General features: G+C 58.4%; 25 protein-coding genes and 7 tRNA genes. 19 read left to right on the top strand and 13 right to left on the bottom strand.

What is annotated here, in order from left to right:
• Window positions 1–28: 28 nt before the first annotated feature.
• The 3 genes from AC06DS_RS08565 (at window position 29) to AC06DS_RS08555 (ending at window position 2,453) form a co-directional block, all read left to right on the top strand.
• On the top strand, window positions 29–271 hold the full coding sequence (locus AC06DS_RS08565; RefSeq protein ID WP_005295046.1) for a DUF3039 domain-containing protein: 243 nt from the start codon (window positions 29–31) through the stop codon (window positions 269–271).
• Window positions 268–1,986 (top strand): DEAD/DEAH box helicase, encoded by a 1,719-nt coding sequence (locus AC06DS_RS08560; protein ID WP_293790267.1) that lies wholly within the window; start codon window positions 268–270, stop codon window positions 1,984–1,986. The genes AC06DS_RS08565 and AC06DS_RS08560 overlap by 4 nt, the downstream gene beginning before the upstream one ends.
• Before the next feature lie 92 nt (window positions 1,987–2,078).
• On the top strand, window positions 2,079–2,453 hold the full coding sequence (locus tag AC06DS_RS08555; protein ID WP_448308272.1) for a DUF308 domain-containing protein: 375 nt from the start codon (window positions 2,079–2,081) through the stop codon (window positions 2,451–2,453).
• A gap of 42 nt (window positions 2,454–2,495) precedes the next feature.
• Here the strand turns inward: AC06DS_RS08555 and AC06DS_RS08550 are convergent, their stop codons facing one another.
• Entirely contained in the window at window positions 2,496–4,217 is a 1,722-nt protein-coding gene (locus tag AC06DS_RS08550; RefSeq protein WP_477100519.1) for an RNA polymerase sigma factor, read from the bottom strand.
• Window positions 4,218–4,408: 191 nt separating this feature from the next.
• On the bottom strand, window positions 4,409–5,182 hold the full coding sequence (ppgK, locus tag AC06DS_RS08545) for a polyphosphate--glucose phosphotransferase (protein ID WP_293790275.1): 774 nt from the start codon (window positions 5,180–5,182) through the stop codon (window positions 4,409–4,411).
• 62 nt (window positions 5,183–5,244) lie between these two features.
• Here ppgK and AC06DS_RS08540 point away from each other — a divergent pair, with 62 nt between their 5' ends.
• Both AC06DS_RS08540 and AC06DS_RS08535 read left to right on the top strand, forming a co-directional pair.
• Window positions 5,245–6,264 (top strand): inositol monophosphatase family protein, encoded by a 1,020-nt coding sequence (locus AC06DS_RS08540; protein WP_477100518.1) that lies wholly within the window; start codon window positions 5,245–5,247, stop codon window positions 6,262–6,264.
• 177 nt (window positions 6,265–6,441) lie between these two features.
• Complete coding sequence (locus AC06DS_RS08535; RefSeq protein ID WP_293790281.1) at window positions 6,442–6,741, top strand: DUF4193 domain-containing protein; 300 nt, start codon at window positions 6,442–6,444, stop codon at window positions 6,739–6,741.
• A 60-nt stretch (window positions 6,742–6,801) separates the two neighbouring features.
• On the opposite strand, the gene AC06DS_RS08530 is transcribed toward AC06DS_RS08535, so the two are convergent.
• Window positions 6,802–7,287, bottom strand: a complete 486-nt coding sequence (locus tag AC06DS_RS08530; RefSeq protein WP_477100517.1) for a DUF3093 domain-containing protein — start codon at window positions 7,285–7,287, stop codon at window positions 6,802–6,804.
• A 106-nt stretch (window positions 7,288–7,393) separates the two neighbouring features.
• Here AC06DS_RS08530 and dut point away from each other — a divergent pair, with 106 nt between their 5' ends.
• The 5 genes from dut (at window position 7,394) to dxs (ending at window position 12,773) form a co-directional block, all read left to right on the top strand.
• Window positions 7,394–7,885: a dUTP diphosphatase gene (dut, locus tag AC06DS_RS08525; RefSeq protein WP_473963238.1), complete on the top strand. Its 492-nt coding sequence runs from the start codon at window positions 7,394–7,396 to the stop codon at window positions 7,883–7,885.
• A 76-nt stretch (window positions 7,886–7,961) separates the two neighbouring features.
• Complete coding sequence (locus AC06DS_RS08520; RefSeq protein ID WP_476727603.1) at window positions 7,962–8,696, top strand: DUF3710 domain-containing protein; 735 nt, start codon at window positions 7,962–7,964, stop codon at window positions 8,694–8,696.
• A 3-nt stretch (window positions 8,697–8,699) separates the two neighbouring features.
• Window positions 8,700–9,395, top strand: a complete 696-nt coding sequence (locus AC06DS_RS08515) for a DUF3159 domain-containing protein (protein WP_476727604.1) — start codon at window positions 8,700–8,702, stop codon at window positions 9,393–9,395.
• The gene (locus tag AC06DS_RS08510; protein WP_476727605.1) at window positions 9,382–10,725 is read left to right on the top strand and encodes a class I SAM-dependent RNA methyltransferase; all 1,344 of its coding nucleotides are present in this window, start codon (window positions 9,382–9,384) and stop codon (window positions 10,723–10,725) included. The genes AC06DS_RS08515 and AC06DS_RS08510 overlap by 14 nt, the downstream gene beginning before the upstream one ends.
• A gap of 137 nt (window positions 10,726–10,862) precedes the next feature.
• A complete protein-coding gene (dxs, locus tag AC06DS_RS08505) occupies window positions 10,863–12,773 on the top strand; it encodes a 1-deoxy-D-xylulose-5-phosphate synthase (RefSeq protein ID WP_293790295.1) in 1,911 nt (636 codons plus the stop codon).
• Here dxs and AC06DS_RS08500 read toward each other — a convergent pair.
• Together AC06DS_RS08500 and AC06DS_RS08495 are read right to left on the bottom strand one after the other, a co-directional pair.
• The gene (locus AC06DS_RS08500; RefSeq protein ID WP_477100516.1) at window positions 12,755–14,044 is read right to left on the bottom strand and encodes a ribonuclease D; all 1,290 of its coding nucleotides are present in this window, start codon (window positions 14,042–14,044) and stop codon (window positions 12,755–12,757) included. The two genes, dxs and AC06DS_RS08500, sit on opposite strands and share 19 nt — an antisense overlap.
• 57 nt (window positions 14,045–14,101) lie before the next feature.
• On the bottom strand, window positions 14,102–14,728 hold the full coding sequence (locus AC06DS_RS08495) for a DUF3000 domain-containing protein (RefSeq protein ID WP_293790300.1): 627 nt from the start codon (window positions 14,726–14,728) through the stop codon (window positions 14,102–14,104).
• 129 nt (window positions 14,729–14,857) lie between these two features.
• Here AC06DS_RS08495 and hemE point away from each other — a divergent pair, with 129 nt between their 5' ends.
• From hemE to hemQ, 3 genes are all read left to right on the top strand, one after another.
• On the top strand, window positions 14,858–16,015 hold the full coding sequence (gene hemE / locus AC06DS_RS08490) for a uroporphyrinogen decarboxylase (protein WP_477100515.1): 1,158 nt from the start codon (window positions 14,858–14,860) through the stop codon (window positions 16,013–16,015).
• On the top strand, window positions 16,012–17,466 hold the full coding sequence (gene hemG, locus AC06DS_RS08485) for a protoporphyrinogen oxidase (RefSeq protein WP_477100514.1): 1,455 nt from the start codon (window positions 16,012–16,014) through the stop codon (window positions 17,464–17,466). The genes hemE and hemG overlap by 4 nt, the downstream gene beginning before the upstream one ends.
• A gap of 124 nt (window positions 17,467–17,590) precedes the next feature.
• On the top strand, window positions 17,591–18,307 hold the full coding sequence (gene hemQ / locus AC06DS_RS08480) for a hydrogen peroxide-dependent heme synthase (RefSeq protein ID WP_448308283.1): 717 nt from the start codon (window positions 17,591–17,593) through the stop codon (window positions 18,305–18,307).
• An 81-nt stretch (window positions 18,308–18,388) separates the two neighbouring features.
• On the opposite strand, the gene msrB is transcribed toward hemQ, so the two are convergent.
• The 8 genes from msrB to AC06DS_RS08440 all read right to left on the bottom strand — a co-directional run bounded on the left by msrB (window position 18,389) and on the right by AC06DS_RS08440 (window position 20,837).
• Window positions 18,389–18,814, bottom strand: a complete 426-nt coding sequence (gene msrB, locus AC06DS_RS08475; protein WP_293790312.1) for a peptide-methionine (R)-S-oxide reductase MsrB — start codon at window positions 18,812–18,814, stop codon at window positions 18,389–18,391.
• Window positions 18,807–20,114, bottom strand: coding sequence for a glycosyltransferase family 87 protein (locus tag AC06DS_RS08470; RefSeq protein ID WP_477100513.1), 1,308 nt, complete (start codon window positions 20,112–20,114; stop codon window positions 18,807–18,809). Before AC06DS_RS08470 ends, msrB begins: the two co-directional genes overlap by 8 nt.
• A 95-nt stretch (window positions 20,115–20,209) precedes the next feature.
• Window positions 20,210–20,285 (bottom strand) — tRNA-Gly (locus AC06DS_RS08465).
• A gap of 36 nt (window positions 20,286–20,321) precedes the next feature.
• Window positions 20,322–20,393, bottom strand: a tRNA-Val gene (locus AC06DS_RS08460).
• A 28-nt stretch (window positions 20,394–20,421) separates the two neighbouring features.
• Window positions 20,422–20,496, bottom strand: a tRNA-Cys gene (locus AC06DS_RS08455).
• Between the two features lie 43 nt (window positions 20,497–20,539).
• Window positions 20,540–20,615, bottom strand: a tRNA-Gly gene (locus AC06DS_RS08450).
• A gap of 36 nt (window positions 20,616–20,651) precedes the next feature.
• Window positions 20,652–20,723, bottom strand: a tRNA-Val gene (locus AC06DS_RS08445).
• Window positions 20,724–20,761: 38 nt separating this feature from the next.
• Window positions 20,762–20,837 (bottom strand) — tRNA-Gly (locus AC06DS_RS08440).
• 266 nt (window positions 20,838–21,103) lie between these two features.
• Here AC06DS_RS08440 and AC06DS_RS08435 point away from each other — a divergent pair.
• The 6 genes from AC06DS_RS08435 (at window position 21,104) to thrS (ending at window position 26,524) form a co-directional block, all read left to right on the top strand.
• Window positions 21,104–21,178: transfer RNA gene (locus AC06DS_RS08435), tRNA-Val, on the top strand.
• Between the two features lie 178 nt (window positions 21,179–21,356).
• Entirely contained in the window at window positions 21,357–21,950 is a 594-nt protein-coding gene (locus AC06DS_RS08430) for a copper resistance CopC family protein (protein ID WP_477100512.1), read from the top strand.
• Between the two features lie 51 nt (window positions 21,951–22,001).
• A complete protein-coding gene (locus AC06DS_RS08425) occupies window positions 22,002–22,325 on the top strand; it encodes a hypothetical protein (RefSeq protein ID WP_293791563.1) in 324 nt (107 codons plus the stop codon).
• A 91-nt stretch (window positions 22,326–22,416) separates the two neighbouring features.
• Window positions 22,417–23,082: a copper chaperone PCu(A)C gene (locus AC06DS_RS08420; protein WP_477100511.1), complete on the top strand. Its 666-nt coding sequence runs from the start codon at window positions 22,417–22,419 to the stop codon at window positions 23,080–23,082.
• 5 nt (window positions 23,083–23,087) lie between these two features.
• A complete protein-coding gene (locus tag AC06DS_RS08415) occupies window positions 23,088–24,356 on the top strand; it encodes a Dyp-type peroxidase (RefSeq protein WP_477100510.1) in 1,269 nt (422 codons plus the stop codon).
• A 164-nt stretch (window positions 24,357–24,520) separates the two neighbouring features.
• Window positions 24,521–26,524 (top strand): threonine--tRNA ligase, encoded by a 2,004-nt coding sequence (thrS, locus tag AC06DS_RS08410; protein WP_477101197.1) that lies wholly within the window; start codon window positions 24,521–24,523, stop codon window positions 26,522–26,524.
• Window positions 26,525–26,528 lie beyond the last annotated feature (4 nt).

Genomic DNA, 26,528 nt, shown 5'->3' with positions numbered 1-26,528 from the left:
GGCAGATTCAGGGGCATGATGGTGAACTGTGAGTAACCCAAGTACGACAACGATTGAGCGCCCAGAAGTCAATACGGACACGACGACGGACGATGATGTTCCGAAGTTCTTCCACTATGTGAAGAAGGATCAGATCGTCGAATCCGCTGTGATGGGCAAGCTTGTCGTGGCTCTCTGTGGGGAGACTTTCCCCGTACGCAAGCAGGCCAAGCCGGGGTCGCCCGTCTGCCCGGATTGTGAGCAGATCTACAAGGGGCTGCGCAAGAAGTGAAGCACCTCCGCCTATGGCAGCAGGAGGCACTGAACAAGTACGTCGAGGCCAGTCCGAAGGACTTCCTGGCTGTGGCGACGCCAGGCGCAGGAAAGACAACCTTCGCCCTGACGATCGCACGGCTGCTCTTGGATACCCGCGCGGTGGATCGCCTCATCATCGTTGTGCCCACCGAGCACCTAAAGGTGCAGTGGGCTCAGTCCGCCGCCGGACAGGGGATTGCGCTCGACGCAGAGTTCACAAACTCCTCGCCATTTAATAATTCCTACGACGGCGTGTGCGTAACCTACGCGCAGGTCGGTATGAAGCCGACTAAGCACTACCAGGTGGCCACGGCGAAGAAGACGCTGGTGATTCTGGATGAGATTCACCACGCAGGTGACGCAAAGAGCTGGGGCGATGGTGTGCGCATGGCCTATGAGCACGTCGAACGCCGCCTGGCGCTTACGGGTACGCCATTCCGTTCTGATGATTCGCAGATCCCCTTCGTGCGCTACGAGGCTGTAGACGGTGCTGAGGGAGCACTCGTCTCGTCCGCCGACTACACCTATGGATACGCGAATGCGCTGAAGGATGGTGTGGTTCGCCCGGTGGTTTTCTTGGCGTATTCGGGCCAAGCCCGGTGGCGCAACTCTGCCGGAGAGGAATTTGAGGCTCGCTTGGGCGAACCTCTTAACGCAGAACAAACTGCCAGGGCTTGGCGTACTGCGCTCGACCCGAAGGGCGATTGGATCCCAGCGGTGCTCAATGCCGCACAGACTCGATTGCATCAGTTGCGTGAAACGACACCGGATGCAGGTGGTCTGGTGATCGCAACCGATAAAACGACGGCACGTGCCTACGCGCGCATCCTGGAAAGAATCAGTAACACTCCCGTTACCGTCGTACTGTCCGATGAGGCCGGAGCCTCGGAGCGCATTAAAGAATTCTCCGCCAGTAGCGACGAGTGGATGGTGGCCGTGCGCATGGTGTCTGAGGGCGTGGACGTACCCCGCTTGGCTGTGGGCGTGTATGCCACATCATCCTCCACACCACTGTTCTTTGCGCAGGCCATCGGCCGTTTCGTGCGCTCGCGGCGCCCGGGGGAGTCGGCGTCAATCTTCCTCCCCAGTGTGTCTGTCCTCCTCGAGTTGGCCTCGAAGATGGAGCAACAACGCAACCACGTCCTCGGTAAACCCGACCGCCCAAATGAGGGCTGGGATGACGAGCTGTTGCGTCAGGCCAACAAGGAACAGAATGAAGTGGAGGACGACAAGGGGTATGAGTCTGTCGGTGCAGAGGCAGAACTCGACAGTCTGATTTTCGACGGCTCGACTTACGGTACGTCCACATTAAGCGGATCCGAAGAAGAGCAGGCATACCTTGGCTTACCGGGGCTACTTGACGCCGACCAGATGCGTACGCTCCTGCGTCAAAGGCAAGCCGAGCAATTGGATGCGCGGGCGAAGCAGGAAGAGCAACGCCGTAAGAAGGAACAGCAGGCCACTGCCCCGGAGGGCAGCGGCGCGGATTTGCGCAATAAGCGCGTAGCCAGCGAAGAGATTCCAGCGCTGCGTAAAGAACTGAATGCGCTGGTGTCCATGAAATCAGCGCGGACGGGCAAACCCCATGGGCAGATTCACAATGATGCGCGGCGGAACTGCGGCGGGCCGGCTACCGCGCTGTGTACAGCCCAACAGCTGCGGGATCGCATTGCCTATTTGAGAGACTGGTAAGCATGGAGCGGTGGGGTAATATACACCGCGACATGAGCATTGGGAGTGCACGTAGCTACAGTGCACACAGGATGAGGGAAGGCGGGCACACCGTGGCTCGAGAAGACTACACCGATCTGGATAAGTCGAACGCAGAGGAAACTGAGCTTCAAAAGGTTGCGCCCCGCAAGGTCAGCGGTTTGAGCATGGCTGCCCTAATCGTCGGAATCCTGGCCATTCCAGCGGCAATGTTCCCCTTGATTGGTCTGGTCGTCGCTGCGATTTCCATCATCGTAGGAATTTTTTCCGTCCTCAATGCGAATCGGAAGGGGACACAGCGTAGCTATGCGATTATTGGATTGGTTCTGGGGGTCGTCGCGATGGCGGTGGCAATTTTCTTCACCCAAGCGGCAATGCAGAGCGTAAAGGGGTGCGAGGATCTGCGCGGCACGGAGTTCCAGGACTGCGTGCAGAAAAACCAAAAATAGCCCGAAGCCTTCTTGGCCTCGGGCTATTCGTTTTCTTGGGGGCTAATCCAGGTAGTCGCGCAGCACCTGAGAGCGCGACGGGTGGCGTAGCTTGGACATCGTCTTCGACTCGATCTGGCGGATGCGTTCACGGGTCACACCATAAACCTGGCCAATCTCGTCTAAGGTGCGGGGCATTCCGTCGGTAAGGCCGAAGCGAAGCTTCACCACGCCAGCCTCGCGCTCCGACAGCGTGTGCAGAACATCTTGCAGCTGATCCTGCAGCAGAGTGAACGAGACCGCATCGACGGCAACGACGGCCTCGGAATCCTCGATAAAGTCGCCCAGCTGGGAATCTCCCTCATCGCCGATCGTCTGATCCAGCGAAATCGGCTCACGGGCGTACTGCTGGATTTCCAGCACCTTGTCGACGGTGATGTCCATCTCGCGTGCGAGCTCCTCCGGGGTGGGCTCGCGTCCCAGATCCTGCAGAAGCTCGCGCTGGATACGTCCCAGCTTGTTGATGACCTCCACCATGTGTACCGGAATGCGGATGGTACGAGCCTGGTCGGCCATTGCGCGGGTGATGGCCTGGCGGATCCACCACGTAGCGTAGGTGGAGAACTTGTAGCCCTTTACATAGTCGAACTTCTCCACCGCACGGATGAGACCCAAGTTGCCTTCCTGAATAAGGTCGAGGAAGGCCATGCCACGTCCGGTATAGCGTTTCGCCAGCGACACCACTAGTCGCAGGTTTGCTTCCAGCAGGTGGTTCTTTGCACGGCGCCCATCGCGCTCGATTTCGCGCAGGTCGCGACGGTTCATCGGGGAAAGTTTCTCGCCCGATTCCTTGATCTCCTGCAGACGATACGCCGCGTACAAGCCCGCCTCAATGCGCTTAGCCAGCGATACCTCCTGCTCAGCGTTGAGCAGTGCGACCTTACCGATTTGCTTGAGATACGCGCGAACGGAGTCGGCAGATGCCGTCAGCTCTGCGTCCTTGCGAGCCTGACGCAACGCTGCGGACTCGTCCTCGTCCCACACGAAGCTACCGTCGTTCTTATCGGTACCGTCTTCGTCGTCGTCCGAGTCATCGTCGTCATCGTCCTCGAGATCATCTTCGAGGTCATCGTCTAGATCATCGTCATCGTCATCGTCGAGGTCATCCAGATCGTCTAGATCATCGAGGTCATCGTCCTCGTCAAGATCATCCAGATCGTCGAGATTGTCCGGTTCGCTGTCGAAATCGTCTGGCTCGTCGGGGGTCTCCTGAGCATTCTGTTCCGCTGAGGTTGCGTCGACAGCAGCCTCATCAACCTCAAGCAGTTCCTCGGCTGCCTTTGCTGCCTTGGTGCCCCGTTTTGCAGTGGTCTTCTTAGCGCTGGTTTTCTTCGTGGTCTTGCGAGCTGCCTTTTTGGCAGTCTTCTTAGCTGTCTTGCGCGCCGTCTTCTTGGCAGCCTTCTTGGCGGTCTTCTTCGCTGCTTTCTTCACCGGGGTGGACGCCTGCTCCTCCGGCTCAGCAGCAGTGTCAGAGACGTTGACGGCAACAACCTGCTTCGGAGCGGTCTTCTTTGCAGCAGTCTTTTTAGCGGCGGTTTTCTTTGCCGTGGCTTTCTTCGCCACAGTCTTCTTCGCCGTGGTCTTGCGAGCGGTTGCCTTCTTGGCAGTCGCCGACTTCTTTGCCACCTTTCGGGCAGTCTTCTTCGCTGCCGTCTTTTTAGCAACCTTTCGGACAACACCCTGGGCGTTGTCGTCGCTGGTGGTGGTCGAGTCGTTCGCTGCCACTGAAGCCCTTTCGCTCGTATCGCATGGTGCAACAAAATAGCCACATGACGTGGCCACATTCCGAAAAGGAATTGGATCGCACCGGGTTGCGTTAAGCCCGCAACCGTTGGTCTTTGGGGTTAGTCAAACCCTTTACGTGGGAATCGACCGCCCATTATAACTCAAAACGAAATGCGGTGTGGTTTGGGTCCCTAGGGTTTGATGCCGTCGCGCACAGCCATAGCGGCTCCAATGATGCCCGCTTGATTGCGAAGCTTCGCCGGAATGACTTCCTGTTCCACGGTCAAAAGCGGTACCCACTTGTCGGCCTTGCGCGAGATGCCGCCGCCCACGATGTATCGCTGCGGGCTAAATAGGGCGCTGTAGGCATGCAGTACCTCGTCCACGCGTGCCGCCCACTTCTTATAGGACAGCTCTTCGCGATCCTTTGCAGCGGAGCTGGCATACCGCTCCACGTCACCGTTTTCGTCGTGAGGCAGGTGCCCCAGCTCCGAGTTGGGGAATAGATGACCATCGCATAGCAGTGCCGAGCCAATCCCGGTGCCAAAAGTTAGCATCAGAACGGAACCCTGTTTCGCACTCGGATCGCCATACTCAACCTCGGCCAGGCCTGCCGCGTCGGCGTCATTCAATACGGCAATTTCGCGCTCGCCGAGATGGCGCTTGAACAGTTCCTGCATATCAGTGTCGATCCAGGACTTGTCGATATTAGCTGCAGTCCGCGCCTTCTGGTTCTTAACAACCGCGGGGACGGTCACTCCGACAGGACCATCCCACTCGGCCATTTCCATCAGTTTGCGTACGACCTCGGCGACCGCATCCGGGGTCGATGGCTTTGGAGTGAGGATCTTGAAGCGTTCTGTCACCAGCTCGCCAGTGTCAAGGTTAACGACTGCTCCCTTAACTCCGGAGCCGCCGATATCCACGCCAAAACTTAGGTTCTGTGCTGCTTTGTCCTCAGTCATGAACACAACCCTACCTTGACGCTGTGAGGTTTAGCTCGCCGAAAAGTGGCACAGTGGAGGGCATGCAAACCACGGTTAATCCACATGCAGGTAAGACGGCCCAGGCCGTCTCGGAGGTTCTTAACTCCCACTCGGGAAGCTCTGCGCCTCCCAAGCCGGTGCTACTGCGAGTGTTCGATGAGACCTCGACAGCGGGGGAAGACGGGGCGTCACAAAGTAAAGAAAGGCCAACTCCTAAAGACCTGGAGGCCATCGCACTTGTGGTGGGGCGTGAGGCTGCGGGTTTAGTTCGACGCCGCCGTGGCGAACTAGCCGATGATCACGGGCACATTGGCGTGCTGGCGACGAAGACCTCCGAAGTAGATCCGGTAACGGAGGTGGATGAGGCTAGCGAGAGGCTGATTTCCCAACGACTTTTAGAGCACGTGCCGGGGTCGCGGATTCTTGGCGAAGAAGGTGGGTTCAGTGGGGTGTCCGATGAGCTAAGCTCCAGCGATGAAGTGCTGTGGATTGTTGATCCCATCGATGGCACCGTGAACTTCCTCTATGGAGTACCGGCCTATGCAGTCAGTATTGCCGCTGTAATAAACGGTGAGCCGGTGGCGGCTGTGGTCGTGGACGTAGCGGCACACGTTGCTTATGCGGCACATGCAGGCGGTGATGCACGGCGCCTAAGCTACGACGACCACGGGAAATTGGCGCAGATCGAAACTTTGAGGGTCGTGCCTGAAGACAGCGATGAGGCATTGCACAAGGCTCTGGTAGCCACTGGATTTTCGTACGTGGCGGAGGATCGTCGCAGCCAAGCCGAGCGCCTAGTAAGGCTCTTGCCGAAGGTACGGGACATCCGGCGGATCGGGTCGGCAGCATTGGATCTCTGCCGGGTGGCAAGTGGAGAAGTGGACGCATATTTTGAGCATGGTTTGGGGCCCTGGGATCATGCTGCGGGGTGTTTGATTGCCGCCCGCGCGGGGGCAATTTCCGTAGCTCCTGACTATGACGTAATGAAGGAAGAAAAAGCCCTGGTCATGACTGCGAAGCCGGGGATTGCAGTAGAGCTTGCTCGGCTGCTTGGAGAATAGGTGCGGGGGGAGGTCAAATACCCCAAAAGGCAGCCATTGCGCGCGTGAAGGTGACAAGTGGCACGCATGTGCTCTACGATCCGCGACAGCGAGACGTATTTAAGTGAATTTTAGCTAGTGGTTCGGCAGGGCTGCTGGCTCGAAGCGACTGCACAAGATCGACACGAAGGACCCCACATGGCGACTGACTACGACGCACCACGCCGACGCTCCGAGGACGACATTGAAACCGACTCCCTGGAGGGGCTGAAGGCAGCGGAGAAGGCCGAGCCGGCTGTTTCCGACACGGACGATGGAGAGATCGTCGAGCCTTTTGACGTACCTATGGCGGATCTGTCGGGCGAAGAGCTCTCCGGTTCGGTAATCCCACGCCAGAGCGATGAGTTCACGTGCAGCGTCTGTTTCTTGGTGCAGCACCGCAGCTGCATCGGTGAGACCGTCGGTGACGGCGAGTACATCTGCAAGGATTGCGCATAAGTGGGCTTAATCGAGCCCAGAGGTTAAAAAGACTGTAACGTCTTACAAGGCTTCATTGTCTTAGTAGATTGGGCGACCGAGCTTTTCCAGAACCTCTTGCGGTTCCTTGGTGGAAATGAGCCAGTAGGGGGTGGGGTCGTCCGGATCATCGAGGACGAGCATCGCCATTGTGGGGATCCAACCCTTATGAACAACATAGGCAGCAGGGTCGAGCTGACGACCCATAGCGGCGCGCTTGGCGGTCGGGGGGATTACTAGGCTGCGGCTTACGACGTGAGCGGGAAGCTTTGCCGGCCCCACGTGGAGCCACCGTTCACCAGAACTATCCTCCGTAACTTCTACCTTGGTTCGGGAGAAGTAGATCAACGCCCACACTGCCAATGAGCCGGCGATAGCGAGGGCTACAAACGATGCCCACATCGGTCGGCCCATCTGCGCCTGCCACGAAATAATGGCTACCACTCCGGCGGCAAATAGCCACCAGACGAGGGGGACTCGCTGATGCTCCGTGTACAGCAGCTTTTCGTGCTGAGTGCCCGATGCCAATTCAAAACTCCTGTTTGCGTGTCTGCTTTGAGTGCTGCCTAGCAATTCTAGCCCTTGGCGGTTCGCACATCGTAACTTCGCCCGTGGACTTGTAGTCTTGGTGACCGTGACCCCTAATCAGACAGCAACAAATAACACTGATTCTTTTGGCAATGACGCCCCGCTGCGTATCGTTCGCCTTGACAAGGATCTGCCCTTGCCACGCCGTGCTCACCCAACGGATGCAGGCATTGATCTCTATACCACCACGGACGTGACCATCGCTCCGGGCAATCGAGAATTGGTTGGCACTGGCATCGCCATCGCACTTCCCGTGGGAACCGTGGGGTTAGTACACCCACGCAGCGGATTGGCGCTGAAGAAGGGGCTTTCCATTGTGAATGCGCCAGGCACAATTGATGCTGACTATCGCGGAGAAATCAAGGTGTGCTTGATTAACCTGGATCCCGAGCAGCCGATCGAACTGACCCGTGGAGAAAGGATTGCGCAGCTGCTGGTGCAGGAAGTGAGCTTGTGTGAGGTCGAAGAGGTTGCCAGCGTAGAAGAATTGGGAGCAACCGTCCGGGGAGAATCCGGTTACGGCTCGACTGGCGTGTAATCCAGCTGGACAGAGCAGTTCAGAAGACATAGCTCAGAAGACATAGGGTAGAAGATAAAAAAGACGGAGTTTGAGGATGTTTGGGCGCAAGAAGAAGAACACAAGCAATACCAATAAGGATGCCCGTGATGCCGCGAAGGCTGCAGCGGAAGTACAGGAGCAGCCGACCGTGGCGAGCCAGGCGAATTCAGCCGACAATGACTTTGGTCCCTTTGATGGGGATACGGTGAATGTCCACGACTTCGACTTCTCCGATTTCGCCAGAGGCTTCCTAAAACTGGGCTCCATGCGGGTTCCAGTACCCCACGGCGGCCATGTGAGTGTGGAAATGGGGCCGGAGGGGCCCCAGATGATCCACCTAGAGGTCGAAGGCGGTCGCTTCACCCCAGTGGCCTTTGCCGCCCCACGTAGCGGCAACCTGTGGGAAGAGTCCGTCGACGAAACCGTAGCGGGCATGACGAAGGATGGGCTCGAAGTCCACCTGGAAGACGGACCGTGGGGGCCGGAGATCTGCGCGGTCGCTGGTGAGGGCCAAATGCGTGTAATCGGTGTGAACGGTCCCCGCTGGATGTTCCGCGTCACTCTTGCGGGAGAGAAATCCCGCGCGGATGAGATTGCCAGGATCGGCCGGGAGATCATCGCTCGCAGCTTTATTTACCGCGGGAACGATCCGATCCCAGCTGGCCAGCCACTGCCTGTGCAGATGCCGCCGGAAATGTATGAGGAACTGCAGGAGCAACTGCAGCGCATGGCCGCCGAACAGAATGGCGTACCGAAAAGCAATCCGCATGCGCCCGTCGAGAACCAGTAGAAAATGGCAGAAGTTAGCAAACAAGCTTCTCAAGGTAAGCCGGATGAGCAAGGTACCTTGCTGGAGCAAATGGGAGGCCTTTCTGGCCTTGTCTCCTCGACCCTTCCCGTATTGGTTCTTGTACCAGTCAATAGCCAATGGGGGTTGACCCCCGCCCTCATCTCGGCTCTCGGAGTCGCGGTACTCATTTTTGTATGGCGGTTGATCCGCAAGGAGAATCTGCAGCCTGCAATTTCCGGATTCCTGGGTGTAGCGCTATGCGCTGCTATCGCGTGGTTCATGGGAGACGCAAAGGGGTATTTCGCCTATGGAATCTGGTACTCCCTGGTGGCAGGCATCGCTTTCGTGATATCTATCTTCGTACGCTGGCCACTTGTGGGTACGATTTGGCGCGGAATTAACGGGGACGACCACCGCTGGCGAACCAACCGACGGGCCGTGCGTGCATTCAACGTGGCCACATTTGCGTGGGCGCTGGTTTTCTTCGCTCGCTTTGGCGTGCAGCAATGGCTCTATGCCGCAGATAAGACTGACGCTTTGGGTTATACCCGAATTGCTATGGGTTGGCCTTTAACACTGGTCGTCGTTGCCGTGACCGTCTGGGCTGTGAAGGCCGCGAATGAGGCCGAGGGGCGCCACTTGGAAAAGCAAGACATCTCTGAAACTGGCGAAGAAGTTGGAGCCGATGAGCGTCACTAACAAAGAAGAAGTAGTGATGGACCTGGCCGGTCCAGCCAACGGCGGCACCGTGATCGGTCGGATGGACGGGCAGGTTGTGTTCGTACGAGGCGCGCTGCCCGGCGAAAAAGAGGTAACAGTAGAGCTGGATCCGGCGCGCAACACTAAAGCGAAGAAGGGCTTCCGCAGCGGGGTGGCAACGAACATCGGCCAGCCTAGCCCTCACCGAGTAGCGCCGTTGTGCCCGGCAGCCAAGGTTGGTGCAGGATGCTGCAACCTGGACTTTGTCAACGCCGCTGGTTCGTTGGATTATAAAAAGCAAGTGGTGATGGATCAGCTGTCGCGCGTAGGAAAAATCAGCGCGGAGGCTCTGGAGAAGATCACTGTGACCGCCGACAGCCTTCATCCTTTCGCAGGCTCTCGTACGCGAGTCCGGCTGGCGGTTGATGGCGAAGGGAAAGTTGGACAGCGTTCCCGGGGGTCCCACAATGTCGTGCCAGTGAACAACGAATGTGCCCAATGGAGCGCGGAGCTGAAGAACGGTCTGGCAGCAGATATTGAGCAGCTCAGGGAAGCGGGTTTGCTCACTCCACACTCGGAGATTGCCGTTGCTGTCGGCGACGATGGCGCGCGGCACATGGTGCAGTTGCAAGGCTCGCCAGCTAATCAGCGAGTGGCGGCCTTTGGAGACGAGGTACCTACGGTTACCCGCACCGTGCATTACGGGGCGGGGCTTGACCGGGAGTTCGATGTGCAATGGGAAAGCCAGGTACAAGACTTCTGGCAGGCTCACAGCGCGGCTCCGCAGTTCTATTCCTCGTGGATTGCGCGGCATATTCCACCGGTAGCGCAAGGAGAGAAGCTGCAGGGGGAGAGGGTTAAGCGAACTGTCGCTTGGGATCTCTACGGCGGCGCGGGCGTGTTCAGTGCTGCGCTTTCTCGAAAGGTCGATCATGTGGTGTGCGTGGACGTCGCGGGTAGCGCCAGCGAGTCGGGTAAGAAAGCACTTGCCACGGCCGGTATCGGCAATGTCGAATTCATTAGTGGCGATGTATCACGGCAAGTGCTGAGCCTGCCGCGGGGTGATGACGTACACGCTGTAGTACTTGACCCTCCGCGCACCGGTGCGGGAACGCAGACCGTATCCGATATCGCGAAGGCTCGACCGCGGCACGTTGTGCACGTAGGGTGCGATCCTGCCACCGCCGCCCGCGATCTTGGGGCGTGGATCCGCAACGGCTATGAGATCAAGGAGTTGTGCGTAGTGGATGCCTTTGGGCTGAACCATCACGTTGAACTTCTTGCACACCTCGTTCCCGTACGTGGGTCACGCCGTGAGCGACGTAGCTGAGAACGCAACGAGCGACGTAGCGGACAACACGCAGGAACGTAACCTCGAAGGGGATTGTTTTAATTCGCTCACGCGCCGTTAGAATGGACTGAAAATACCATTCGGCGCGAGCATAGGACGGAGAAGAGTAGCTTCACATGGGAATTCTCGACAAGGTGTCCTCGCCCGCAGACCTTAAAGGCTTGGACGCGAACCAGCTAGAACAGTTGGCTTCGGAGATCCGCGAGTTTCTTGTCCAAAAGGTCTCCGCCACGGGTGGCCATCTAGGTCCGAACCTGGGTGTGGTGGAGCTGACTATCGCGATGCACCGGGTTTTTGACTCACCGTCGGATCCACTGATCTTTGACACTGGCCACCAGTCCTACGTGCATAAGATCCTCACTGGCCGTCGCGATCTCTTCGATACGCTGCGCCAAAAGGATGGACTGTCTGGCTACCCAGATCGGGCGGAGTCGCCCCACGACTGGACCGAATCCTCTCACGCTTCGGCCTCGTTGTCCTACGCCGATGGCCTGGCTAAGGCCTTCGAACTCACTGGACAGGTTCACCGGCATGTCGTCGCTCTCGTTGGCGATGGTGCTCTGACCGGTGGTATGACGTGGGAGGCGCTGAATAACATCGCAGCAGCCAAGAAGCGCAGCCTGGTGATCGTTGTCAATGACAACGGCCGTTCTTATTCGCCAACCATTGGTGGCCTTGCCGAAAACTTGGCGGCGCTGCGCCTGCAGCCAATGTATGACCGGGTTATGGATACCGGAAAGAACGCGCTGGGGCGCATGGGCTGGGTCGGTGATCGTGCGTTCCAGGTGATTCATGGCTTCAAGGAAGGCGTGAAGCACACCGTCATTCCGCACGAGATGTTCCCCGAACTCGGCTTGAAGTACATCGGTCCGGTGGATGGCCACGACCTAAACCAGGTGGAAAACGCGCTGCGCTATGCCAAGGACTATGGTGGGCCAGTCATTGTCCACACGGTCACTCAAAAGGGCAAGGGCTTCGACCCTGCCGAGCAGGACGAAGCCGACCAGATGCACTCCACCGGCGTGATCGATCCGATCACCGGTGAGTCCATGGCTAAGAAGACCGAGGGTGCGATCAGCTGGACCAAGGTGTTCTCCAACCACTTGATAGACATCGCCAACGAGCGCGAGGACATTGTCGCCATTACCGCCGCGATGGCTGGCCCCACTGGTTTGGCCGATTTCGCGAAGGTTCACCCCAGTCGTACCTATGACGTCGGAATTGCCGAGCAACACGCAGTGACTTCCGCTGCCGGTTTGGCTCTCGGTGGTTTGCACCCGGTGGTCGCGGTCTACTCGACATTTCTTAACCGAGCATTCGACCAGCTCTTGATGGACGTTGCACTGTTGAAGCTGGGTGTAACTCTGGTGCTCGACCGTGCCGGCATTACGGGTTCTGATGGCGCCAGTCACAACGGCATGTGGGATCTTTCCATCACCGGCATCGTCCCTGGTATCCACGTTGCCGCCCCGCGCGATGCGCACACCCTCGAACGTGCACTCGATCGCGCAGTCGCCATCGACGATGCGCCGACGGTGGTGCGCTTTCCCAAGGGTAATGCCCCGGCAGATGTCCCAGCCATCCGCGAGGAAGCTGACTACGATGTGCTCTTTGAGCAGGAGGGGGATGGTTCCGGAAGCGGTGAGACTGCTCGCCGCAAGGTACTCATCGTCTCTTTCGGAGCGTTGACGCAGCAGGCGCTGGGTGCTGCGCAGGCGCTGTGCGACGCCGACTTCTCCGCTACTGTAGTAGACCCGCACTGGGTATTTCCCACCGCAGATAGCCTGCTGGAATTGGCTCGCGGCTATGACTTGGTAGTGACGATCGAGGACAACGGCGTGCACGGTGGTGCTGGCAGCCAGCTACACTACGACCTCTCTCAGGCAGGAATCGATGTGCCGGTCCGAAACCTCGGCGTACCGCAAGAGTTCCTGGCGCACGCTTCGCGTGGTGAAGTTCTAGAAGAGCTCGGCTTGGATGTAGACACGGTCGTAAAGACCGTCGTTGGCTACGCCGAGAAGCTATAGGAGCGGGCAAAGACGTCGGCAACAGCTGGCACAGCTGCGTCGAGGAGAAGCTCCACTTGCCAAGGACGCAGGCCGAGGCCTGCCCACGAGTCGCCTAGGAGTTCTTCCCAACAGGCGATCGGGTCGGCTGCATTGGTGTATTCGCCAGAGTCCTCGAATAACCAGCAAGCCCAGGCTGCCTTGCGTAGATTTTTCCGCGTCGCGATCGTGTCTAGACGGATCTCAAGTGTGTCGGCGAGATCGAGGGCTGAGTTGAGGATCGCATCGGCGTAGGCCGCAGCGCGTGGAAATTCCTCTGGCCATACCTTATGATCCGGAATCCGGGGGCCACAGTACTGCGGAGCACGGTATTGCTCCATTTCGAGGTCGGAGGGGGCGGAGCTGAGGGCGTCAGAAAAAGCTTCGATGAAGTGCTTATGGGTTCGTGAAGGCAGGTGCGCGCGAGAGCGGCGGAGGGACATCTTCAGCTCCCGTAGGGCAGCGGCGCGATTGTCCTCGGCGCCTCCGGCGATAGATATGAGATCGCGACTGCGCAGAATCGATTCGGGGGAAATATCGCGCTGAAGAGCGATCTGGTCACGCTTCTCCCACAGGTCGTGGGCGAGTTTGCGGGCGCTCGTCCGACGCACTGAATTCAGGCCTTTGAGACCGGTCCAATCATTGTGTGCAAGGGGTGTGGCGGTTGCCAGAATGTGGGCGCATTCCTGGGTGTACCAGTCGATGCGGCCTGCATCGGCAACGTCGTTCAATGCGGTTTCCAATAGTTCCACAAGCCATTCGACGTCCAGGGCCGCATAGTTCAACATGGCGGGGGACAGTGGACGACGCGACCAGTCGGCGTTTCCTTTGTCCTTTGGAACCACAATGTCGAAGTAATCCTCCAACATTGCAGAGAGGCCGATACGTTTTTTGCCTAGGATCTGGGCTGCGACTTGCGTGTCGTGGATAGCCGGTGGGGTCCAGCCGAGAGCCAGGAGACAAGGCAGATCGGTGTGCGCGGCGTGGAGCACCCACTCAGACTGGTTAACTACTTGCGACAAACGGCGCGTGGCAGAGGGCTCAGCCTCGGGGTCGATGAGGAAGGTTTCTGTACCTCGGCGCCGCAGCTGAATCACAAATGCGCGGTCATCATAGCGAAATGCTGATGCGCGTTCAGTGTCGATGGCGATGGGGCCGGTGCCCGCAGCCAGTGCGCGACCCGCCGCAGCTATGTGCTCTGGGGAGTCCAAGAGCACTGGGGTACCGGCGGCGGGAACGGACACAAAACTCACAGCAACAACGATACGTCAATAGCAATAAGTCGTTGCCTTAAAAGGCTGCGCGAGGCTTTAAGAGTCGTTTGCTGCGGCGGCGGTACCAGCGGTCCGGGTGCCGAAGGGTAATGCGGTGACGCCTTCTGGAGGCAGGCCAGCTACATTAGCCAGCACCTCTGCAAAGGCCTTGACATGTCCGGTGAGGTCAGATCCATTAGCGGTCCATGAGGCGCGAAGCTCAAGTTGGAAGGCTCGTGGAGGGCCGCCGATATCGCCGTAGCGGACGGACGCCGTGGAAGTTACCGTGCCACCGAGATCGGTGTATTCACACTCAGGGGAATCGAGCTGCTCCTTGAGCCAATCCCAGGCCACGTCGGGTAGCAATGGGTCAGAGGCGACGGCTGCATCCATGTCGGCTTGGATGTAGGCGACCATGCGCATCTTCTTGCCTTTCCACTGCTCATCGCCTTGCGGGTCATGCAGCAGAATCAGGCGGCCGAAAGCGTCACCGGCGGGGGTGCCGGTACCGTCTTCGGGGTCTTCTTCGGCGGGTAGCACCTCGAGGCCGATGGCGTGGCTGAGGGGTGCGAGGTTGCGGGGCGGGCGGATGTCTCCGACGCTAATGCCGCGACGCACTTGTGCTTCCGACATGGAGCGCACGGCTTCGTGGAAGTACTTTGGAATCTCAGTCTCTTGGCTCACAAGGCCTAAACCTAGCCTTTAAGGTTTGTCCCATTTGTGAGGCGCGCCGACAACGGTTGTGAATGTCTGCCGGCTATTGGTCGCAGGGGTGTCCCCGAGATTCCCGAGCTTTAGTGAGGCGCTGGCATAATGGCACTTATGACGAGTGAGCTTAGCGATTACACCATCCAGCCTGATATTGCTGCCGCGGAGGCGCGGCGTCGAGCCCACAAGGACGCACCGTTTCTCGCCGCCGCGCGGGGAGAGACCCCGAGCCGTCGTCCGATCTGGATGATGCGTCAAGCCGGACGCTCGCTGCCCGAATACCGTGAGATCCGCAAGAACCATGGAATGTTGGAATCCTGCTTTAACCCTGAGCTGCTGGCAGAAATTACTCTGCAGCCAGTGCGCAGGCACGATGCCGATGCAGCGATTTTGTTCTCCGACATTGTGGTGCCGCTGAAGGCCGCAGGCGTGGATCTAGACATCGTCGCCGGACGCGGGCCAGTCGTGGAACACCCGGTGCGTACCGCGGCGGAAGTTGACGCTTTGCCGATTGTTGAACCCGACCAATTAGAACAAATTGTTGAGGGCATTGGGGGCGTTCTGAACGGCTTGCGAGACGACCAGGTTCTCATTGGTTTCGCGGGTGCGCCTTTTACTTTGGCCTCCTACCTAGTTGAGGGCGGACCGTCCAAGAACCACGAGGTCACGAAGTCTCTTATGCACTCGAACCCCGATGTGTGGCATGCCTTAATGCGCCGATTGACGCCCACTATTATCCGCTTCCTCCAGGCTCAGGCGGAGGCCGGCGTGGATGCTTTGCAGCTCTTCGACTCCTGGGCTGGTTACCTTTCTGCACGTGACTATCGAGAGTTTGTGCGTCCTTACTCCACCCAGATTTTCGATGCGATGCGCCCCTATGGCATTCCGATGATTCATTTCGGTGTGGGGACGGGGGAGTTGCTGGGGGATATGGCGCTGGCGGGGCCGGATGTCGTGGGCGTGGATTGGCGAGTACCAATGGATTCCGCCGCTACCCGTATCAGCGCTGCATTGCAGGAAGCGGATCCGACCGCGGAACCCGGCAGTCGCGCCAAGGTTCTCCAGGGCAATTTGGACCCGGCGATGTTGTTCGCCGGACCAGAGGTGGTTGCCCGCGAGATCGCCCGCATTTGTGCCGAGGTTGACCGAGCCATCGAACGAGGTCAGGCGCGGGGCCACATCTTTAACCTCGGCCATGGAGTTCTGCCGAATACCGACCCCGATGCCATCACCCGTGCCTTTGAGGAGGTTCACAAGCGATGAAAGCCAATGAGTTTTCCAGCCACTTTGAAAAGCTAGATACGTCCGGGTTGGAGGGACTTCGAGTAGCTGTCATCGGCGGCGGCATCGCCGGGCTTTCCGCAGCCTGGGAGTTGCGACGCCAGTTGGGGCCGAACGCGCGAATCTTGCTTACTGAGGCCTACGACCGTCTGGGCGGCAAGCTGAAGACCGTGAATTATGCCAACGGTCCGGTGGATATGGGAGCTGAGGCGTATCTGGGTTTCCGTGGCGACTTTACGGAGCTGATTGAATCCGTGGGCTTGGGAGATCAGTTGTGCGTTCCCTCCGGCCTGCCCAGCGGCTTCTTTGTAGATGGGGCGCTGGTGGACATTCCACGTCGGACGCTAATGGGGATTCCCTCGCGTGGCGAGGATGTGGTGGAGGTAGTCGGTGCCGCCGGCGCTGCGCGCGTCGACGCGGAGCGCAATGGCCAACCGATGACGTGGACGCCGGGACAGGACGCCTCTGTGGGGCAGCTTGTGGAGGCCCGTCTAGGCCGCATCGTGGTTGATCGTTTGGTGTCCCCTCTATTGGGCGGGGTGTACTCCTGCAATGCTTTTGACTTGGGTGTGCGCGCTACGTTGCCACAGCTGGCGGAGGAACTCGATAGGCGCGGTAGTGCCGGGGAATCCTTCTTCCTAGTCGACGCCGTCGACTCCATCCTGTCGCAGCGCCCAGCCCCGCAGAAGGAGGCGAATGGGACAAAGCCCAAGCCCGTTTTCCGCAGCCTCAAGGGTGGCTATGCCAGCCTGGTAGACGCGCTCGTGCGTCACGCCGACCCGGAGGTGCTGCGCAACACCGGCGTCGAATCCATTGGCCGAACCCGCAACGGCTATTACATCGACCCGATCGGAGAGTTCGACGCGGTGATCGTTGCCACTCCCGCCCCTACGGCATCGGCGATCCTGCAGTACATGGCGCCCACGGCCGCGGAAGTGTTGGGAGAAATCGATCTTGCCAGCAGCGTTGTCGTTGGCATGCGCATGGCATCTTCCCACGGCATTCCAGAACGCTCCGGTGTGCTGCTGGGCAATGATGCTCCCACTGAGGCAAAGGCTTTCACGTTCTCGTCTCGTAAGTGGCCGCACCTTGCCGAACGCGGGGGAGCTTTCGTTCGCGCAAGTTTCGGCAGCTTCGATAATCCCTGGCACTTAGACGTCGATAACCGTGCACTGCTCAGCTTTGCCGTGGAGGATTTAGAGCGGATTACCGGTGAGCGGAAGAACCCAGAAGAGTATTTCGTCCAGCGATGGTGGGGTGGCCTGCCACGCTACGGAGTGGGATATATGGAGGCTATCTCCCAGGCCTACGACGAGGTATTGGGCATTCGCGGACTGGCGCTGGCTGGCTCCATGCTTAACGGTGTGGGCGTTCCGGCGTCCGCAGCGTCCGGTGTGGAGGCCGCGCGGGAGATTATCCGCGAGATGGCATGACCCCGGCCACGGCCAAGCCCTTGAGCCACAGAAGTGGCGTAAATTGGATTTCACATGCGTCTGTCCCGCGTCATGCGGGCAGCGCGCGAGCACATATCAAGAAAGGCTAAAGAGGCTAAACACCATGACTGAACTGAACGCGCAGGAAATCAAGCGTCTCAACGCCGTCGTTCGCTTCGCCACCTACTCGGTCTTCAAGATCGAGCCTGGCGTGCTGGGGGATCGCTCGGAGGTAGCTGCTGATTTTCAGGCATTCATTGATTCCTTTGAGGATGAGGACCTGGTGATCCGTGGCGTCTACGACCTGTCCGCACTGCGCGCCGAGGCTGACGTCATGATTTGGTGGCACGCAGAAAAGATGGAGGATCTGCAGGTTGCCTACCGTCGCTTCCTCAAGGAAACCAAGCTAGGACAGGCTTGCGAGCCGGTGTGGTCCAACACTTGTCTGCACCGCCCGAGCGAATTCAACAAGGCCCACCTGCCGTCCTTCATCATGGGCGAGGAGCCGGGCGATTGGATCTGTGTCTACCCATTCGTCCGCAGCTACGACTGGTACACCATGGAGCGCGCCGAGCGTTCCCGCCTACTGCGCGAGCACGGCAAGGCCGCTCTCGGCTTCGACGAGGTGCGTGCGAACACCGTCCCGGCCTTTGCACTGGGCGACTACGAGTGGATTCTGGCCTTTGAGTCTCCGACATTGGAGCGCATCGTCGAACTAATGCACAAGATGCGCTACACGGAGGCGCGCCACCACGTGCGCGAGGAAATCCCGTTCTTTACGGGACGTCGCATTAATGGCTCCAAGGAAGAGCTGGCAACCTTCGTGGAATCGCTGGCCTAAAGTCCACTGAGAAGAACCCGGTAGCCTGTGGCTAGATCGGATCGGCCTAGATTAGCCCAACCTGAACCAGGCTAGCCGGGACTAGTGCGCAGCTGGCTTCAGGGTCAGTGCGATGCTGTTAATGCAGTAGCGCAAATCGGTGGGGGTGGGATAACCCTCACCTTCAAACACGTGACCTAGGTGGCTTTCGCACCGGGCACACAACACCTCAATGCGGCGCATCCCCAAGGAGTCGTCGACGCGGGTGATGACCGCGTCCGAGTCCTTTGGATCGAAGAAACTTGGCCAACCGCAGTGCGAGTGAAATTTCTCGGTCGAGCGGAAAAGCTCCGCGCCACAGCCCTTACAGGCATAGATACCTTCGGTTTCGGTATCCGTGTATTCGCCCTTGAAAGGCGCCTCTGTGCCGGCTTGGCGCAGTACTGCAAATTCCTCAGGGGAGAGACGATCGCGCCACTCCTCGTCGGTAAGAGCGCGGAAATCAGTGGTGGGGTTGAGTTCAACCATGAGTCTTTTCTTCTGCTTCCTTCTTGACTGAACCTGTGGCTTTTCTGTTGTGCTTTTTTACCGAGGTGCGGGGGGATTTATCCCGGTAGAAAAGGCCATTGGTGTGTAGATCTCCCAAGGGGTGGACGTTGTGGCGTCGATCCCCAATAAACCAGAGCACCGAAACCACCGCGGCAGTGAAGATCAATAGAGACCAACCAATTGTGCCGCGCGTGTATTCCGCCACGCGTCCGTAGTTCACCCAACGGTCGGAGGACCAGGTATCGAGGCTGAAGAAGAAATAAACGCCTAGCCAGGCCATGGGGCTGTGCATGATGGAGCGGGAACACAGCACGGTGAAAATCATCGGAAGGAGCAGCATGGAGTAGTACATCTGTCCCAGGCCGCTGATAAGGAATACACCGGTAAGCAACACCCCAGCCGTAGTGGTCGCCCACATTACCGGCTCGCGATCGCGGAAGCGCAGCAGCATGGCGACGGCGACGACCACGCAGATAGCGGCGAGAATTCGCCACAACCAGATTGTCCAGTCGGGGAACCCGAAATACACGCCGACGCCGGGAATGGAGGAGTTCGCGAAATCGCGTACGCCACCGAGATAGGGCAGTAGCTTGTCGAAGTAATCGCCACCGTTATTGGTCAGAGGGAAAGCAACAACATTGAGAATGATCGGAATTACCACGCCACCTGTAATTGCAGAGAACTGACGCCGCATAAGCGGGATGAACAGTAGGGGCAAGAACTGTGGTTTCACGGTGATGGCCAATCCGATAACTAGCCCAGCCAGCAGACCGCGGTTGTTAAGTAACAGCCACAGAAAAAGGGATTGTGCCAGAAGTAGTACGCCGTTGATATTGCCGAAGCTCAGGGTGTTGGAGATTGACTCGGTGCTAAAGAGAAAGAAGATGCCTACCGGCAGCACCCAGGAACTCCAGCGGAAATTAAACAACTTCGTGAGCACCATTACCGCCAGCACCGCCGCCACACCATTGGCGAAGACATACAGTGCACGCGCAGCATCGACGTTGGACACTATCGACAGCGGACTCAGTAGCAACGTAGCCCCGGGGGAGTAGAGGTAGTGCGGATCCGTTGACGAATAGTCCTGATCATAGATGGCCTCGTGAGCACGGAACTTGTACAGAGCCGAGATGACCGTCCCAAAGTCATCAGTTGCCCGCGCATTCCATGGGAGCACAAACACCCGGTGGATAAAAGTCATCACGGCCAAAGGCCAGAAGACCCAGCACAACAGCCGGGAAGTGTCTACGCGGGTGGAGCTTGTTTTTTCGGCGTTCATCGCCGGTAGATTTTAGCCTCGGATACTACACCAAGCTCCCTGCCACGCCGCAGGTAGTAAACGAAAAAAGGGGCTCGAGACCCCTTTTAAAAAAGTGGAGCGGATGACGAGACTCGAACTCGCGACCCTCACCTTGGCAAGGTGATGCGCTACCAACTGCGCTACATCCGCATTGATCAACCACCGTAACAGTACGGCGACTGCTCGTGCGCGATACTGGGATCGAACCAGTGACCTCTTCCGTGTCAGGGAAGCGCTCTCCCGCTGAGCTAAACGCGCCTTTAAAGTTCACTATGTGTAAAGAATGTGGAGGTGGAAACGGGAATCGAACCCGTGTACACGGTTTTGCAGACCGTTGCCTAAGCCACTCAGCCATTCCACCGCGACAAGAAAGAATCTTGCTCGTGGCCCACTTTAGTGAACCGTGGAGCGGATGACGAGACTCGAACTCGCGACCCTCACCTTGGCAAGGTGATGCGCTACCAACTGCGCTACATCCGCATTGATCAACCACCGTAACAGTACGGCGACTGCTCGTGCGCGATACTGGGATCGAACCAGTGACCTCTTCCGTGTCAGGGAAGCGCTCTCCCGCTGAGCTAAACGCGCTAAAACGACAACCCAAGCCGCCTGAAAGGGCTTGAGCGTGGAGCGGATGACGAGACTCGAACTCGCGACCCTCACCTTGGCAAGGTGATGCGCTACCAACTGCGCTACATCCGCATTCACAGTCACTCTGCTTTGCATTCAAGAGCAATGCATCGTTGCTGCGACAACAAACACTAGCCTGTTAGTCTTGCAGTTCACAAATCACCAGGTAGATAAGCCCTCTGGTGGAGGTTTAGGAGGCATACTAGGTGCGCTAGAACTACATAGATGAAATTTACGGCCAAACCGCTTTTGGTCTTGGCGGTTCGCTAGTGGTAACTTTCATTCCCAGCGGTCAGCAAGGTCGCTTAAGGTTTCCGCTTAAAGTGGCATAGCCTAAAGGTTCCATAGCTCAGTGGAAGAGCATTCCGTTCACACCGGAAAGGTCGCTGGTTCGAACCCAGTTGGGACCACCATGCACACCGCCTAGCGCAATCTCGCTGGGCGGTTTTTGCATTCCTACCCCCAGCATTCGCCCCCATGCGTGCATGCTTGGGAACCGTTGCGGCTACACACACGACTATCTCTGCAGCGATCGAAGCGTGTGCCCGGCAAAAGGGTTTCAGGCTTCGGCGCTAAGGTGTAAGCAGTGTCGTGACAGAAAGGTTCACCGTTTACATGCCTCGCCGTGTTTCTTCTTTTGGACGCCCGCTCGCCCGCGCCCTCGCAGTTTCAGGTGCGGTCGCAGTCGCTTCCGTTGGGGTCAGCTCTCCAGCTTTGGCCCATGATGTGGTGCTGAAGTCCACCCCGGAGGCCAACTCCACGGTTGACCATCTGCCGGAAAAACTCGTTTTGGAGTTTTCTGGCGAACCGCAGGACGGTTTCAACACCCTCGCGTTGTCCCGCGATGGTGAGGTGCTGTTCCGTGGAGAGCCGAAAGCGGATGGTCGCGAGCTGAGCCTGGACGTCCCGCAGGACCTGCAGGCTGAGAAGGAAAACGGGAAGTACATGGTGGGCTACCAGATCACTAGCTCCGATGGTCACTCGACCCGCGGCAGCGTGGAGTTCACTCTCCAGGCTGAAGGTGGCGACAACAATTCCGATACGGGGAGTGAATCAAAGGAGGGGGCACAGGGGGAGCAGTCCCCGAGTGTTCCTTCCTGGTTAATGCCCCTGGGCGGTATCGTCGTAATTGTAGGTGCTTTGGCAATCGCCATCGCACGCTTTCGTGATGTGAAGAAAGACTAGAAGTTCTTTGCCTCATGAATAGTTGACGATTACCTGATCAGGAGAATTCCCGTGAAGAAGTTCCGCTCTGCAACCGCCGCCGCACTGGCTCTGACTACTGCCCTTGCACTTTCCGCCTGCACCCCTCCGCATGAGAACGATGGCGGCACGCGCGAGGACACCGCAACCACCGGCCCGGCCACCCCGAGCATTCAGTCCACACAGGAAGCAGCGACGGACTCCAATGAATCTGAGTCCGCTACGGAGTCTGCTTCTGAGTCTGATCTCCAGACTGAAGAGTCTGAGATGAACGGTATGGCCACCGATTCCGCCGAGGCAACCGCCTCCGGCGCAGCATCCGCGTCGGGTGCTGCCAACCAGCACGCGAACCACTAGGGTTCGCACAACTTGTCCGTCCCGGGGCGTACCCCGGGTCGGGGAGTGATGGTGGCAGGCTCCCAACGCCTTTTTGAACGAAAGGTTCGTTATGTCTCTGACCTCCCTCAACGCTTCCAAGAAGCGCGCTGCATCCATGGTTGCCATCGCACTAAGTGGTGCTTTGGTTTTGTCCGCATGCTCCGATAGTGGGGAAGACAAGAAGGATTCCTCTACAGCGACTTCAGCGGCTGAGTCCTCCGCAGCTAAGGACGGTGCGAGTGAAGCGAATGATAATCAAGAGCTAAAGATTAGCGATGCGTACGTCACCGCTAAGAGCACTGAGAAGTCGATGACCGCAGCCTTCGGCACCCTGCACAACGGCAGCGACAAGGCCATTTCGATTTCCGAGGTGAAGGGTGACATCGAAGGAGCCGACTATCAACTGCACACCGTCGATAAGGACGGCAAGATGAAGCAGGTCTCCGAGTTCGTTATTCCAGCTGGCGAGGACAAGGTGCTCGAGCCAGGTGGCGACCACATCATGATCATGGAGGTCAAGGAAGAACTCTCCGCCGGTGATTCTCTAAATCTGACCCTCGTGGACAAAGACGGTAAGGAATACAAGCTCGATAACATTCCGGTCCGCGTCCAGCAGTCCACCCACGAGCACTACGACCACAGTGGTGGCGAGAAAAGCGGCGAGAATGGTGCCGAGAAGAGCGGCGAAATGGACGGCATGCATGATCACGAGCACATGCACGAGCACAACCACTAATCGCCATGTCTGACCCCGTACATTCGCGCTCTATTTCTTTTGATGCTTCGAATCCCGAGCCCACAGCTTCTAAGCCCGCCATGAGCCATAAGCTCTCCCGACGGGGCTTCTTTGCAGGGCTGGGAGTCACCGGCGCCGCATCGGTACTGGCAGCCTGCAACACTACGGATAACTCCAATGCTTCGACTGGAAGTGATTCCGCTGGAGACAAGGCGTCAATAAGAAAGATCACCTTCGACGGCCCGCACCAAGCAGGCATCCAGGAAGATTCGCAGACCCACGCACTGGTTGTGGCCTTCGATCTCAAGAGGGAGGGCTTGCCGAACGGCGGACTCAAGAAAAACCTGAATCGCTTGATGCGGATTTGGACTGGTGATGCGCGCTCAATGACGCAGGGCGAGACCGCTCTGGCAGATCTTGAGCATGAGCTAACCGTCGCCCCGCAGAACCTAACGGTGACAATGGGGTGGGGGCCGAAGCTGATCAAGGATGCAGGCTTGATGGGTGAGGCGCCTTCCTGGGTGAAGAAGAACCTCAACGGGCTTCCCAAATTCAAGGGCGACAAGCTCAATGAGGATTTTGGTGCCGCCGACGTCGTACTGCAGATCTGCGGTGACGACTTAACGGCGGTCAGCCATGCAGCGCGCGTACTTACTCGCGGCGGACGCGATTATGCGACGCCGAAGTGGACCCAGCGCGGATTTGTCGATTCGCCTACCGGCGAAACCCCCCGCAATCTGTTGGGATTCAAGGACGGCACTGCCATCCCCCGAACAGACAAGGAATACGACGAATCCATTTGGGACGACCAGGGCGGCAGCGCCATGGTAGTACGTCGCATTGTCTTCGATATGCCCGCATGGGAGATGCTGGATCGCCAGTCGCGCGAGATCGTCTTTGGGCGCCACGTAGATACCGGCGCACCCCTGGGCGGCAAGGATGAATTCGACCCAGTGGACCTCAACAAGACTGGTGAAGACGGCCTGCCGTTGATTGACGAGCGCAGCCACGTCGGAATCAGTGCCGGTGAGGGGACGCGTATCCGACGTCGCGCCTACAACTGGGACAACGAGATCACCCCTCTGGGCAACAGCGGATTGATTTTCATCTGCTTCCAGGCCGATCCCGACGAAGCTTTTACGCCGCTGCAGAAGCGGTTGGCGGAGAAGGATCGCCTGAATAAATGGATTACTCACGTGGGTTCGGCGGTGTTCTGGGTACTACCTGGCACCCAAAACGGGGCGTACTGGGGCCAGCAGTTCTTAGAGGGGTAGAATCTACGGTCGTTGAGGACTGTCACCAGGTATGTGACCGTCACTGAAAGCCCGAGAAGGAGCGCGATCTACAAGTGAGTACCCCCGCAAACAACCCAGCCGCTGAAGCGAATCAAGCACCCGTTACCTTCCGGGTGCCAGCCGGCACACCCGCCGGCGCCGCAATGCGCGAGCTGGGGTTGCCGAACAAGGGGCCAGAGGCCATTGTCTGTGTCAAGGAAGCTGAGGGGGACAACGCGGGCCAGTTGCGCGACCTTTCGTGGGCCCCGGAGCAGGACCTTGAAGTTACTGCCGTTCCGGCCAACACCGACGAGGGGCGAGGGGTCATTCGCCACTCTTGCGCCCACGTTTTGGCGCAGGCTGTGCAAAAGGAGTTCCCTGGTGCGAAGCTAGGTATCGGCCCTGCCATCGACAACGGCTTCTACTACGACTTCCAGGTTCCAGAGCCCTTCACTCCGGAGGATTTGAACAAGCTGGAAAAGACGATGAAGAAGATCATCAAGTCTGGCCAGAAGTTCGAACGTAAGGCATATGGAGATGTCGAGCAGGCCCGTGCCGAATACACGGAAGAGCCTTTTAAGACCGAGCTGATTGCCGATAAGGGCAATGTGGATCCGGATTCCGACGAAGCTGTCGAGGTCGGGTCTGGTGAGCTGACCGCGTACAGCAACGTCAACCCGCGCACCGGCGAGGTTGAGTGGTACGACCTCTGCCGTGGCCCGCACGTGCCCACCACTCGTTACATCCCGGCCTTTGCATTGACGCGTTCCTCCGCTGCCTACTGGCGAGGTGACCAGTCCAAGGCCGGTCTGCAGCGTATTTACGGCACCGCGTGGGAATCGAAGGAAGCGCTGGCCGACTACCAGACGATGATGGCCGAGGCAGAAAAGCGCGATCACCGTCGCCTGGGCCAGGAATTGGATCTATTCAGCTTCCCGGATGAGATCGGATCGGGCTTCCCGGTATTCCACCCAGCTGGCGGAATTGTGCGTCTGGAGATGGAGGAGCACTCCCGAAAGCGCCACATTGCCTCCGGCTATAGCTTCGTTAATACCCCGCACATCACCAAGGGCGACTTGTTTAAGAAGTCCGGCCACTTGGACTTCTACGCCGACGGTATGTTCCCACCCATGCAGCTGGACGGGGAAACCGACGAGGAGGGCAATGTCACCAAGCCGGCGCAGGATTATTACGCCAAGCCGATGAACTGCCCGATGCACAACCTGATCTTCGCCTCACGCGGTCGCTCTTACCGAGAGTTGCCATTGCGTTTGTTCGAGTTCGGCACTGTGTATCGCTACGAAAAGTCCGGCGTGATCCATGGCCTGACTCGCGCTCGTGGTTTTACTCAGGATGACGCCCACATCTACTGCACTGAGGATCAGCTAGAGCAAGAGCTGACCACGGTGCTGGAGTTCATCATTTCCCTGCTTCGCGACTACGGCTTGGACGACTTTTACCTAGAGCTATCCACTAAGGATCCGAACAAATTCGTCGGCAGTGATGAGATCTGGGAGCGCTCCACCGAGATCCTGGAGCGTGTGGCCACCAAGTCGGGTCTGGAGCTGGTTCCGGACCCGGCAGGTGCAGCCTTCTACGGCCCGAAGATTTCTGTACAGGCTCGCGACGCCATCGGACGTACCTGGCAGATGTCCACCGTGCAGTTGGACTTCAACCTGCCGGAGCGTTTCAACCTCGAGTACACCGCCCCGGATGGTTCTAAGCAGCGCCCGATCATGATTCACCGTGCCCTCTTCGGTTCCATTGAGCGTTTCTTTGGCGTGCTGCTGGAGCACTACGCAGGTGCTTTCCCGGCCTGGCTCGCCCCACACCAGGTTGTGGGCATTCCCGTCGCGGACGAGTTCAACGAGTATCTCGAGGACTTCTCCGCCGAGCTGCGTGCGAAGGGCATTCGCGCCGAGGTTGATACCTCCGATGATCGCATGCAGAAGAAGATCCGTAACCACACCACCGGCAAGGTTCCTTTCATGTTGCTGGTCGGTGGCCGGGACGTAGAGGCGGGAGCAGTGAGCTTCCGCTTCCTGGACGGCACTCAGGTCAACGGCGTTCCGCGCGATGTTGCGTTGCGCATCATCTCCACCTGGATCAGCGAACGTCGCAACGATCAGCCCAGCGCGGAACTGGTTCAGCCGTTGGCGGAGGCATAAGGAG

This window comes from Corynebacterium sp. TUM25015 (assembly GCF_056393505.1).
This window is presented reverse-complemented; position numbering and strand designations above follow the sequence as displayed.